12 protein-coding genes and 1 tRNA gene are annotated in these 12115 nt (G+C 62.6%); 2 read left to right on the forward strand and 11 right to left on the reverse strand.

Features of this window, described 5'->3' with window-relative positions; genetic code table 11:
• Positions 1 to 10: 10 nt before the first annotated feature.
• From LSG43_RS12445 to LSG43_RS12480, 8 genes are all read right to left on the reverse strand, one after another.
• Positions 11 to 304, reverse strand: a complete 294-nt coding sequence (locus LSG43_RS12445; protein WP_231804548.1) for a cupin domain-containing protein — start codon at positions 302 to 304, stop codon at positions 11 to 13.
• Positions 305 to 308: 4 nt separating this feature from the next.
• Positions 309 to 1088: an ABC transporter permease gene (locus tag LSG43_RS12450; protein ID WP_231804550.1), complete on the reverse strand. Its 780-nt coding sequence runs from the start codon at positions 1086 to 1088 to the stop codon at positions 309 to 311.
• Positions 1085 to 1846, reverse strand: coding sequence for an ABC transporter permease (locus LSG43_RS12455; protein ID WP_231804552.1), 762 nt, complete (start codon positions 1844 to 1846; stop codon positions 1085 to 1087). Before LSG43_RS12455 ends, LSG43_RS12450 begins: the two co-directional genes overlap by 4 nt.
• The gene (locus LSG43_RS12460; RefSeq protein ID WP_231804554.1) at positions 1843 to 2649 is read right to left on the reverse strand and encodes an ABC transporter ATP-binding protein; all 807 of its coding nucleotides are present in this window, start codon (positions 2647 to 2649) and stop codon (positions 1843 to 1845) included. Before LSG43_RS12460 ends, LSG43_RS12455 begins: the two co-directional genes overlap by 4 nt.
• A 12-nt stretch (positions 2650 to 2661) precedes the next feature.
• Positions 2662 to 3492, reverse strand: a complete 831-nt coding sequence (locus LSG43_RS12465) for an SDR family NAD(P)-dependent oxidoreductase (protein ID WP_231804556.1) — start codon at positions 3490 to 3492, stop codon at positions 2662 to 2664.
• Between the two features lie 4 nt (positions 3493 to 3496).
• On the reverse strand, positions 3497 to 4891 hold the full coding sequence (locus tag LSG43_RS12470) for an amidohydrolase family protein (RefSeq protein ID WP_231804558.1): 1395 nt from the start codon (positions 4889 to 4891) through the stop codon (positions 3497 to 3499).
• Positions 4892 to 4972: 81 nt separating this feature from the next.
• Positions 4973 to 5992, reverse strand: a complete 1020-nt coding sequence (locus LSG43_RS12475; protein ID WP_231804560.1) for an ABC transporter substrate-binding protein — start codon at positions 5990 to 5992, stop codon at positions 4973 to 4975.
• A gap of 73 nt (positions 5993 to 6065) precedes the next feature.
• The gene (locus LSG43_RS12480; RefSeq protein WP_231804562.1) at positions 6066 to 7094 is read right to left on the reverse strand and encodes an ABC transporter substrate-binding protein; all 1029 of its coding nucleotides are present in this window, start codon (positions 7092 to 7094) and stop codon (positions 6066 to 6068) included.
• Between the two features lie 144 nt (positions 7095 to 7238).
• Between LSG43_RS12480 and LSG43_RS12485 the strand changes: the two genes are divergently transcribed.
• The gene (locus tag LSG43_RS12485; protein ID WP_231804564.1) at positions 7239 to 8138 is read left to right on the forward strand and encodes a MurR/RpiR family transcriptional regulator; all 900 of its coding nucleotides are present in this window, start codon (positions 7239 to 7241) and stop codon (positions 8136 to 8138) included.
• Here the strand turns inward: LSG43_RS12485 and LSG43_RS12490 are convergent.
• The 3 genes from LSG43_RS12490 to LSG43_RS12500 form a co-directional block, all read right to left on the reverse strand.
• A complete protein-coding gene (locus LSG43_RS12490) occupies positions 8135 to 9085 on the reverse strand; it encodes a nucleoside hydrolase (RefSeq protein WP_231804566.1) in 951 nt (316 codons plus the stop codon). The genes LSG43_RS12485 and LSG43_RS12490 overlap by 4 nt on opposite strands.
• A 93-nt stretch (positions 9086 to 9178) precedes the next feature.
• Positions 9179 to 10546 carry a guanine deaminase gene (gene guaD / locus LSG43_RS12495; RefSeq protein WP_231804568.1) on the reverse strand — a complete coding sequence of 456 codons (1368 nt, stop codon included), beginning with the start codon at positions 10544 to 10546 and terminating at the stop codon, positions 9179 to 9181.
• A gap of 258 nt (positions 10547 to 10804) precedes the next feature.
• Positions 10805 to 10881, reverse strand: a tRNA-Met gene (locus LSG43_RS12500).
• Positions 10882 to 11135: 254 nt separating this feature from the next.
• On the opposite strand from LSG43_RS12500, the gene LSG43_RS12505 reads away from it, so the two are divergent.
• Positions 11136 to 12089: a ring-cleaving dioxygenase gene (locus LSG43_RS12505; RefSeq protein ID WP_231804570.1), complete on the forward strand. Its 954-nt coding sequence runs from the start codon at positions 11136 to 11138 to the stop codon at positions 12087 to 12089.
• The last annotated feature ends 26 nt before the right edge of the window (positions 12090 to 12115 follow it).

Raw genomic sequence — 12115 nt, forward strand, 5'->3', positions numbered from 1 at the left:
CTCCGGCGTTCTACTTGAGTTCGGTTTCCACAAATTCGACCGGCGCATCGGTGCGGTTGACCACCGTGTGGTGGACCCCCGCGCGCCGGAAGTAAGCCTCGCCCGCCGTGATGGTCGACTCAGTCTCGCTGCCGTCGGGATTGACCATGGTGAGGGTGCCGCCGATCACGGGGACGACGACATAGTCGGCCTCGTGCGTGTGCCACCCGGTTTGCGTTCCGGGGGCGAATTGCCATCGCGTAACCCGGACACGTTCGTTGTCTTCCTGAACGGTCGCGACCGCCAAAGGTGCGTCTTCAGTCATGACATTATTTCCATTTCTGGTTGACCCGCGTTTCAGCAAGGGTCGCCGCGGTAAAGCACAGGACCGAGATGGCTGTGGCGACGACGCTTGTGCCGAAGGCCTGAGCGGTGTCGAAATCGGTCGCGGCGGCGCGGAACATGTAACCCAGCCCGCTCGACCCCATGAGAAATTCCGCCACCATCGCCGAGAGGACTGCGGGGGGCGCGGCCAGGCGCAGCGCGATCATCCAGTTCGGCACCGCCGAGGGCATGACGAGGTGAACGAACCGGCGCCATTTCGAGGCGCCCAGCACCTGAAAGAGATCCTCGCTCCCCGGCGGCAGGGCGCGCAGCCCCGCAGAGGTGAAAACGAAAGCGGGAAAGAACGAGATGATGACGACGATGGCCAGCACAGTCCTGACATCGTAGCCCAGAAGACGCGCGAGGACGGGGATCAGCGCAACCACCGGAACCGAGGAGAAAATCAGCCCCAGGGGGATAAGAATCCCGCTCAACACCCGCGAGGTCCACGCGACGACGGCGATCAGTGTGCCCAGGGCCATGCCCATGACGAGGCCGCCCGCCGCTAGCAGCAGCGTTTGCGACCCGTTCTGCCAATAGGATCCGGGGTTCTGCACGATGTTGAGAAGGACATCGATCGGATGCGGCATGACAATGGCATTGACACCCGAGATCGAAACCCAGGCCTGCCACGCCAGCAATACCGCCAGCACGCCCCAATACCGCGAAACAAGGGTCAAGAAGAACCCGCCGGAAGACCGTCGGATCTGTGCAGACTGGCTCATCTGAACCTCCCGTAGACGAAGCGTTCGAGAAGGCTCATCGCGCCGAAGGCAAGGAGCGAGGCCGTCGATGCGATAAGGACAGCGGACCAGAGCAAGGGGATCTGGAAGTTCTGCATGGCACTGACCATCAACAGTCCCAATCCACGGCTGGACCCGAACCATTCGCCCAGAATGGCGCCGATAAAGGCTGCGGGGATAGCGTATTTCATTCCCGACACCAGGGCCGGGAAGGCGGCCGGCATATCGAGACTCATAAATCGCCGGATTTTGCTCGCGCCGATCACCGCAAAAAGATCACGGTGTCCGCGGGTCGAACTCTGCAGGCCCGATGTGGTCGCGACATAGATCACGAAGAAGACGTTGAGCGTCGCGATCGCCATGCCGGTGACTTCGCGGCTTAAAAGGACGATGAAGATGGGCGCCAGCGCGATGGGCGGGATCGCGTTGACGACGCTGGCAAAGCGATCCATCCCGGGACGCAAGGGGTTGATCACATGCACCAAAGCCGCCATCGCGATCCCGATGACGAGCCCGAGAACATAGCCGGCGGCCACCATCGAAAAGCTCGCCCCCATGGCACGCAGGAACAGGCCCTGGCGCGATGGCTCGAACAGGAAGGCGAGCACATCGGACAGCTTCGGCCAGGTCAGTCCAGCAAGCCGATACGCGCCGATGACTTCCCACAGCACCAGAAAGAGCCCGATGCCGAGGACGCCCAAAACGAGATCGGTCGCCTTTTCGCGGTCGATCTTCATCATGACGCCGCCGCCTCCTCCGGTTCGAGGGCGAGCGTGAGCTCGTCGGCGAGGCTATGGAATTCGGCGGTACGCTGCACTTCAGGGCGGCGCGGACGCTCGAACGGCACCGCGATGGACTTGACGACCCGCCCGGGCCGTCCGCTCATGACGATGACACGGTCGGCGAGAAACAGGGCTTCTTCGACCGAATGGGTGACAAGCAGCGAGGTGATGCGCTCCTCGCCCCAGATCCGCTGAAGTTCGACATTCATGTGCCGGCGCGTCACCGCGTCGAGAGCCCCGAAAGGCTCGTCGAGCAACAGGACGTCCGGGTTCAGGATAAGCGCGCGGGCGATCGATACACGCTGGCGCATGCCTCCCGAAAGCTGGCTGGGTCGCGCGTTCTCGAAGCCTTTTAGACCCACAAGTCCCAGGAGGTCGGCAATGCGCTCGTGGTCGACCGGACGCCCGGCGACCTTGTAGGGCAATGCTATGTTGTTCTTCACCGACAGCCAGGGCAGCAGAGCGTGATCCTGAAAGGCGACGCCGAGCCTGTGCTGGCGCGATAGCGAGAGCGGATCGCGGTTCTCGATGGCGATGCGCCCGGTGGTCGGGTCTTCGAGCGCGGCGACGAGGCGCAGGATGGTGCTCTTGCCGCAGCCTGAGGGGCCCAGAAGCGCGACGAATTCGCCTTTCTCGATCTTGAGATCCACCGTATCGACCGCCACCAGGCTTTCGCCATTGTCGAGCGTGAAGACCTTCCCGACGTGATCGATGTCGATCGCCCAGGGTGTGGAACTGACTTGGGGGTGCGGTGCGGACACGGGGCCTCCGGCTTAATAAGGTGTACCGCCGGCATCGGCATTGATTGCCTGCCCGCGGATCATCATGGCGTTGTCGCTGAGCAGGAACGAGGCGATGCGTGCCACTTCCCGCGGTTCGGTGTGCCGGCCGAGGCTGGCATTCGTCATCTGGGCATAAATGTCCGCCGCGCCCTCGCCGGTCACCGCCGAATAGGCATGCGCGACCTCCTCGAGCATCGGCGTCGCCATACCACCCGGGCACAGGCAGTTGACGTTGATGTCGTGGGGCGCGAGCGCTTCGGCGAGGATGCGGGACATGCTGATAAGCGCGGCCTTGCTCGCGCTGTAGGCCATCGAATCCGCGTGCCCGACCTTGCCGGCTTCCGAGCCCACATTGACAATGGCACCGCGCACGCCCTTTTCGATCATATGCGCGCCAAGATGGCGCGCCATGTCGTAGGCGCCGAAAAGATTGACAGCGAACTGTATCTCCCAGTCGGCGCGCGGAACAGCGAGGGGATCGGCATGCCGCACCATGCCCGCGCAGTTGACCAGCCCGTCGATCATTCCCCCCAGCTCAATCGCCGTCTCGGCCACGCGGGCGACCGATGTTTCGTCGGCGAGGTCGACCGTGAGCGCCGTGCAATCGGTTCCCCAATCTGCAACCCGGGCGTCGAGCGCCGCCTTGTCGCGATCCGCGCCGATCACCGTCGCCCCCTCGCGTGCCAGAAGCGCACAGATCGCGCTGCCCAGCCCGCCGGCAGCGCCCGTGACAAGGATCGTCTTTCCCGCGTGGACCGGAAATACCGCCGGTTTCCTGACAGGCAGAGGAGCGCCTCGTGCTATGGTGGCGTATTTGCTCATGACGTCACGCGACCAGGGCTTCGAAACGCTCGGAGATGACCGGCAGACGCTCATTGAGCTTGGCCTTGATCGCAGCGGTATCGATCGAGACCATTTCACGGTCCTTCATGACGATCTTGCCGTCGATCACAACCGTCTCGACATCACGGCCCACGATGATGCTGGCGGCAACAAAGAGCGGATCGTAAAGCGGCGCGTGGTCCATCCGGGAGGTATCGCACAGGAGGAAGTCGGCCTTTTTGCCGATTTCGAGCGTGCCGATGCTGTCGAGGACGCCGAGTGCCCGTGCGCCGCCGATCGTGGCGATGCGCAGAAGTTCTTCCGACGAAATCGGCTCACGCTGGTGATAGGCCGAGCTGTTGATGGCCTGCTGGCCGACCCGGGCGACATGAGCGACCTGGAAAATGTCGAGGGTACCGCCCGCGCCCGGACCATCGGTCCCGAGCCCGATATCGATACCTCGGCGCCACATTTCGATAAGTCGCGGATGGCCGATCGAATAATTGTTGAACCCGCAATGGCAGGCGGAGACGCGGTGCTCCTGGTAGAGATCGACCTCGCGCGGCGAGAGCAGCACCGAATGCGCGCAGTGCAGATGGTGCGAGAGCAGGCCCAGCGAATAAAGCCACTCTGTCGGGCGCATGCCGAATTTCTCGTTGGTGTAGTCGATCTCGTACGTGCCCTCGCACAGATGCGTGTGCAGTTTGACGTCGAGGTCGTTGGCCGCGACGATGACATCGCGCACGAGTTCGGGTGAGCAGACGATCACCTGACGCAGCGACAGCCAGGCTTTCACGCGGTCATTGTCCATCCAGCGCTTGACCAGCGCGACGTTGCGCTCGAGCGCCTCGTCATGGGTCATGAGCATGTTCTGTGGCACATCGGCGCCGATCGTTTCGCTCTGGTCGACCGTGGAGAGGGAAATGAAGCCGCGGATGCCGGTGTCCATTGCCGCACGGCCCATCTCGTCGGGATGCGGCCCACCGGCCTCGGCAAAGCAGGTCGTGCCGACCTGGATCATGTTGGTGTAGGCGACGAGCCCCGACAGGTAGACGTCTTCGGGCTCGAGGCAGCTTTCGAACGGGATCAGATAGTTCTTCCAGACGGGTTGCTTGAGCGGCCGCTTGCGGGCGATCTGCTGCAGCTTGCCGCGCAGGAGTTGCTGACCCGTGTGGAAATGTGCGTCCACGAGGCCCGGCATGGCGATCCGGCCGCGTCCGTCGATGACCGAACCGGCGCTGATGCCCGCGGCTTCGTCGCTCGTGCCCAGCCAGACGATCCTGCCATCGCTGACGGCGATCGCGCCGTCATTGATGACCGTGTTGTCCTTGTCGAGCGTGACCACCTCACAACCCTTTACAATGATATCCGCCGTCGCGGGCGCGGTGTTCTCGCTCATGATCCGTCCTTGAAGTCGTAAGTCTTGCGCTTGAGCGCGGGATGTCCCCGGGGCGGCGCCATGTCGCCCCGGGGCGGGTGCCTAAAGCGTCGCCCACGCCTCTTCGACGAGGCTGGGATCGATGATGGTGTCGACCTCGGGCAACTCCGTGCGTCCGGTGGCCCGGGCCGCCGCGTACATCGGGCCGCCGATTTTTTCGGGATCGATCTGCAGGAGCTTGTAGTCGCTCGCGCCTTCGGGCCGCCAGAAAGGCATCTGGAGTTCGTTCTGGCGAATCTGCTGGTCGAGATCGAGGCCGTAATCGGCGCCGTATTTCTCGACCGCAAGACGAGGCGCATAGGTGAGATCATCCTCGTTGACCTGCCATGCCTTGATGAGCGAACGCAGATAGGCGACGAGAGCGGGCCGGTTGGCCTCGAGGAAGGCGCGATCGACGAAGACGATACCGGCATAGCTGGGGAAACCGAGTTCGTCGAAGCTTTTAAAGAAGAAGTCCTCGTCGCGCACCAGGCCCATCTGTTCGAGCGTGATCGTCTGGTTTGTCGCAAAGGCCGTGTAACCGTCGCCGTCGCCGGCAACGAGCGGTTCGGGCGAGAAGCCCGCGGGGACCATCGTCCAGTCATCGGCAGGAAGTCCGGCAAGCCCGAGCGTAGCCTGGATGGCCGTTTCCTCGGCCGGGCCCTGCGCGAGGATCCGGCTGCCGATGATGTCCTCGGGTGTGAGGATGGGCTTTTGCGCCAGAGAGATGATGCCGAGCGGCGAGGACTGCATGCGGGCGGCGATCATGACATAGTCATTGCCCAGTCCGATGGCGTCGAGAAAAGGTAGCCAGCTCGTATAGCCGATATCGGTGTTCCCCGCGGCGACGAGCGTGAGCGGATCGGGAGCGTTTGGGCCGCCCGGCGTCACCGTCACGTCGAGCCCGGCATCAGCGAAAATGCCGTCCTCAAGGCCGATCCAGTGGTCGCCATATTCGACATTGGCGATCCAGCCCAGTTGTACGCGCAGGGCTGTCGTGTCCTGAGCGAAAAGGGCGCGGACCGGCAGGGCGCTCAGGCCGGCGCCGGCGGCAGCCGCCTTCAAAAGCGTACGTCTATCCATTGTTCATTGCCTCCTGGGCAGGGTTCATGGCCGCGCGGCAAAGCGCGCGGCAGTGAAAACCGTTTGGGTGAGATCAGATTGTGGCGAGCGCTTCCTGAAGCGGGGTCAGATCGACCAGATCTTCAATGGGCGGCACAGTTCGGCCAGCGGCAATGGCCGCTTCTGTCATCGTACCCCCAATCACCTGTGGGTCGAACATGAAGAGTTCGCCCCCTTCCTCAGGTGTCAGGAGCGGGATCTGGCGCGCCATCTGGGCCTGCTGCTGGGCAAGGTCGAGCCCGAGATCGGCGCCGTAATTGTCGATGACGATCTGGGGGGCGTAGTCGGGATTGTCGATTGCGTATTGCCAGCCTTTGACCAGTGCCTTGAGGTATCCCACGACTGCTGCGCGGTTGTCCTCGAGGAAGCTGCGCTTGGTGACCACGATGCCTTGTTTGACGACGTAGCCGAGGTCGTCAAAGAGCGTGACAACGAAGTCCTCGCCTTCGGTATAGCCGAGTTGCTCCATGGTGATGGGCTGATTGGTGGCGAAGCAGAAATAGACATCACCATCGCCCGCGATCAGCGGCTCGGGCGAAAAGCCCGTCGGGATGATCTCATAGTCGAGCGGCAGGCCGGCATTACCGAGGACTGAGTCGATGATGACCGAGTCCGAGGGGTTCTGCGCCAGGATGCGCTTGCCCACGAGATCCTCGGGCGTCCGAACGGGATTGGAGGTCATCGACATCAGCGCGGCCGGGCTGCGCTGCCACTGGGCACCGAGGACGACGAAATCGTTGCCCTGCTCTATGGCGTCGAGGATGGGCAGCCAGTTGGCCGTGCACATCTGTGCGCGGTCGGCCGAGAGCGAGACCAGCGTGTCCGGCGCATTCGGGCCGCCCGGCAGATAACCGGCGTCGATACCCTCCTGGGCGAAGTAACCCTGTTCCAGGCCGGCCCAGAAGCCGCCGTATTCAACGTTGGAAATCCAGCCGAAAGCAGTCGTAATCGGCGTCGAAGTCTGCGCAAATAGGGTTCTTGGCAGGAGCGTCGCGCCAAAAGCTGCCGCTCCTCCGAGCAATACATTGCGTCGTGTCGTTCTGAACTGGTTGCCAAAGGACATAGCACTGCCTCAATGCGTTGTCCTCCCCCCGAAAACCTCACCTGTGTTGACAGCTGCTTGTTGGCGTCTTTGTAACGAGCTGTTACAAAGACGCTAGCATATGAAATTTTCATTACAAGCATAAAATGGAGGCAATGGACGATTATGCCTACAGAATGGGCTCGGGGCTATCTCCCCGCCGACTCGGTCGTTGCCGAAAAGATCGCAGCGATCTATCCGGGCTTGTCCGCGGCATTGAAGCAGTTCGCCGATTTCGTTCTGGCCGAACCGATGAAGGTCGCGAAAATGTCGATCAACGAAACGGTTCACGCCTCGGGCGTTTCGGTCGCCACCGCCAACCGGTTCGCACGCAAGCTCGGCTTTGAGGGTTATGCGCAGTTTCGCACCGAGGTGATCGAGGCGTTCGAACCCATGTTCGCGCCGGTCGAGCGGCTGCGCACGGCGATCTCGAAGGATTCCCCGGCCGCCGAGATTGTCGCCTCGTCGCTTGAGGAGGATATCGAGAACCTGCGCGCCTCGATGCTCAATCTCGACGCTGCGCGGCTTGAGCAGGCGGTCGAGATGATCGTGAAGGCGGACCGGATCTACATGCTGGCGTTCGACAATGCCGGTGCGCTCGCCAATGTCTTCGCCCATCGTATGGAAATGGCGGGCAAACGCATCCGGATGGTCGACAATGCCGGCGGCACGCTGACCGCGGCGCGGCATCTGTCGAGCTTCACCGAGCGCGATCTCGTGTTCGCGATCGCGTTTCCGCGCTATATGCGCGATACCGTCGATCTGGCGCGCGCCGCGCACAAGAAAGGCCTGCCGATGCTCGCGCTCACCGACACGCAGGCCTCACCGCTTGCAAGCCTTGGAAGCCTGACGCTTTATGTCCACTCGCGCCGCACCATCGGATCGACATCAGATGCCGCTATCCTTGCCATCCTGGAAGCACTGGCCGCCGCGGTTTCCGCCAAACTGCCAGGGGCGACGGACGCCGCCCAGCATTTCGCCGATTTCGCCTATCCCTGGTTCATAAGCCCGGGCGGGCGGGGTTAGCGGGCTAGCATGGCGGCCTTGAACATGGTCTCGAACCTTGGGGCGTCGACTTCAAGCGCAACCTTCGCGTTGGGTACAGTCGTGCCGGTCTTGCGCCGGTCGGGGATTACCTGTCCGCGCGTCAGTTCGCCGACGCATTCGACGTCGACCTGCATCGCCTCGAGGGTCACGATGGACGGGTCGTGCGCCACTGCGACCGCCAGGGGGTCGTGCAGAGCACAGTAGTCGATGCCCGGATATTGCGCCTGGTAGGCCGAAAGATAGAATTGCGCCGCCTGCATGGCATAGCGCGCGGCCCCCCCGCCTTTTTCGCCGATCTCGGCGATCATTGCGGCGGTGAGTTTTGTCTTCATCGTCACGTCCATCCCCACGATCGTGACGTCGGCACCCGATTGCAGCACGATCCGCGCCGCCTCGGGGTCGTTGAAGAAATTGGCGTCGGCTACCGGGGAGGGAATGCCGGGCACGCCCGGATGCCATATGGTGCCGCCCATCAGAACGATGCCCTTGAGCTTTTCGGCAATATCGGGCGCCTTCATCAGCGCGTGCGCGACATTGGTCATCGGCCCGACCGGCACCAGCGTCAGCGCGCCGGGATTGGCGCGCACCCGCTCTATGATGAAATCAGGGGCCCAGGTTTCGACCGGCTGCGCTGCGGGGGCGGGCATCTCGACGTCCCCGATCCCGTTGGCGCCGTGGATGCGGCTGCCGCGCTTGGAGAAGGGCCGCGTGAGCGAACGTGCGGCACCCGAGGCGACAGGAATGTCGCCACGACCTCCGGCTTCGAGTATCTGCAGCGTGTTGCGCGTCGCCGAGGCCACATCGATATTGCCGTAAGTCGCCGTCACCGCCTCGAGCTCGACCTCGGGCGCGTTGAGCGCGTAGATGATCGCCATGGCGTCATCGATCCCGGTATCGACGTCAAGAATAATGCGGCAGTGGGACATGCGGGGTTTCTCCAGGCGGGGATGGGCCGGGGCGCCGGACGGCAACTCCGTGTAAGAATTATTGCAGACCTTCGATAAATCGTAAACCTGGTTTCACGATCCAGCGCCCGCGACCCGATCGCCGCCGACATAAACGTCCGCGATATTGGGACGCGATGCCGAATAGACGATCTTTTGCAAAAGCTCCTCGGGCGTGATGTCGCCAATCGCCCTGATGGTACCGTGCGGCGAGTCAACGTTGACCACCATGGCGTCAAAGTTCATGCCGACTTCGAACGTTCCGACAGGAAGTTCGAGCGCATTCCCGCCCCCCGCCGTCGCGAGGTGAAACGCGGTCGCGAAATCGATTGCGGAGCCCGGAACGCCGCGTTCGGAGGCCGGTTTTCGCGAATCGACGCCGGCTTCGAGCATGCGCGCGGCGTGCAGCGTCATGCGCGTGGCCTCGAACATCGAATGGGTCGGTCCGCCCGAAACGTCAGTCCCCAGCCCGACCCTTACACCCTTTTCAAGCGCCCTTTTGAGCGGGAACACGGCTCCGGCGAAATAGGCGTTGGAAAGCGCGCAATGGGCAATCGACGCACCGCTTTGCACCATGAGATCGAAATCGTCCTCGGACATGAAATTGGCGTGAGCCAGAACCGACCGCCGCGCAAGGAGACCGTATCCGTCAAGCGTTGCGGTGTCCGATTTGCCCATTCTTTCAAGAACATGGCCATGCGCCCAATCACTTTCCGAGCAGTGGGTCTGCACATGACATCCGGTCTCGCGCGCGATCGCGCCAAGGCCTTCGAGCGCGGCATCGGTGCATGAGGGCACAAAGCGCGGCGTGATCGCGGGCAGCACACGGCCTTCGGCGTTGCCGGGATGGGCCTGGATATATTCGATCAGTGCCCGCGTATCGGCCAGCGCCGCATCGGCCCCGGCATCGCGGTAATATGAAGGGCAAGTATCCGGGTGGTCCATCACCACCTTGCCCACAAGGGCCCGCTGACCGCCCGCAAGACACAGGTCGGCAAGGATTTTCGTCGCCTCGAGATGCACCGTTGCGAAATAGAGCGCCGTTGTCGTACCCGCGGCCAGAAGATCGGCGACAAGCAACGCATAGCTCTTTTTGGCAAATTCGGTATCGGCGTAGCGGGCCTCGAGCGGAAACGTATATTTTTCGAGCCAGACCTCGAGCGGGGCGTCGAGGGCCTGCCCCAGCTGGGGGTATTGCGGCGCGTGGACGTGCAAATCGACGAAGCCGGGCAGAACGCACCGCCCCTTGCCGAGCGCTAAAAGCCGGCCTTCGCTTTGGGCCCGGCTTTCAATGTCTTTAAACGCGGCATGCCCATGCTCGTATACGCCATCGATCCTGCCAGCCTCATCAATCGACACGAGCGCTTCGGCAAGAACGTCGATTGCTCCATATGTCGGCGCATGAAAGAAATCCCCCAACACTACCTTGCCGCGCAATGACATTGCCCGCTCCGCCTAAACCAACGCAAAGGCAAAGACTCCCGTTTCGGCAAAACAATGTCAATGCTATTGACTTATCCCGAGCGCCTCACGGTCACCGCATACCCATTTGAGCATTCCATCACCAGCGTCTTTCAGAACCGGCATCGCCAAGCGTAGAAGCAAGAGAGCAAACCATCGCGTCCAGCGAATGCACCGCCGTCACCCCATGCGCGACCATGTCGCGCCAGACCTTAACCACCTGCAATATAAAGAAAAATTTGGTAGCGGAGGAGGGACTTGAACCCCCGACACGCGGATTATGATTCCGCTGCTCTAACCAGCTGAGCTACTCCGCCCCGGGAAAACGCCTGCGCGATCTGGGCATCGTTGTCGCGCCCGGACCGTCATCAGTGCGCGAGGCACGGCGCTTATTAGGGACCGGTGCGGGGGCTGTCAAGCGCAAGGCACTTAGCGTAGCGCTTTTTCGTTCTAGCCCTAGTGAAATCGGCAGTTGTTCGACCGGATCGAATGATACGTTCGCGCGCGTGCTCTGGGCTGTCGCACCACGCACCCCTATATTGGCACCAACAACGGCTTGAAAGGATAGGCCATGACACTCGAACTCAAAGGCCTGCACCATTTGACCGCGATCACGGCCAATGCGCGGGAAAACCTTCGCTTTTATACCCAGGTGCTGGGGTTGCGGCTGGTCAAGCGTACCGTCAACCAGGACGACACCACCGCCTATCACCTCTTTTACGGAGACGGCATAGCCTCGCCGGGTTCCGACATCACCTTCTTCGACTGGCCCGCCGCGCCTGAACAGCGCGGTACGCATGCGATCGTGCGGACGGCCTTTCGCGTAGAGGGGGAGGCCACGCTTGCCTGGTGGAAGAGCCACCTCGAAAGCAACGGCGTCGCGACCTCGGACATCGCCGAGCGCGCCGGCCATGTGAGCCTCGATTTCGAAGACCCCGAAGGCCAGCGTCTGCGGCTCGTCAACGACACCCGCGCCGGCGGTGCGAGCCCCTGGGACAAAAGCCCGGTGCCCATAGACCGCCAGATAAAAGGCCTGGGACCGATCACGATGAGCGTGCCGGACCTGCGCCGAACCGAGCCCGTCCTCACCTCGGTGATGAACATGCGCAAAGTCCGCACCCATCCAGCGACCGAGGCGCAAGGCGAAGTGCATGTCTTTGCCATGGGCGAAGGTGGCGCATCGGCCGAACTGCACGTTGCGGTCGAACCGCACCTGCCCTTTGCCCGCCAAGGCGCCGGAGGCGTCCACCACGTCGCCTTCCGGACGCCGGACAAGGCCGAATTCGACAGCTGGGTCGAACGCACCGCGAAAATCGGCGTGCCGACATCGGGCGAGGTCGAGCGCTATTATTTCACCTCGCTCTATTTCCGCGAGCCCAATGGCATCCTCTTCGAAATCGCCACGGACGGGCCGGGCTTCGATGTCGACGAGCCGCTCGAAACCCTCGGCGAACACCTCGCCTTGCCGCCCTTCCTCGAGCCCAAGCGCGCTCAGATCGAAGCAGGACTGAAGCCCATCGACTAGAGTGAAAAGGCGCCCCGGAAACCATC

This window comes from Pelagibacterium xiamenense (genome assembly GCF_021166475.1).
Taxonomy (GTDB): Bacteria; Pseudomonadota; Alphaproteobacteria; order Rhizobiales; family Devosiaceae; genus Pelagibacterium; species Pelagibacterium xiamenense.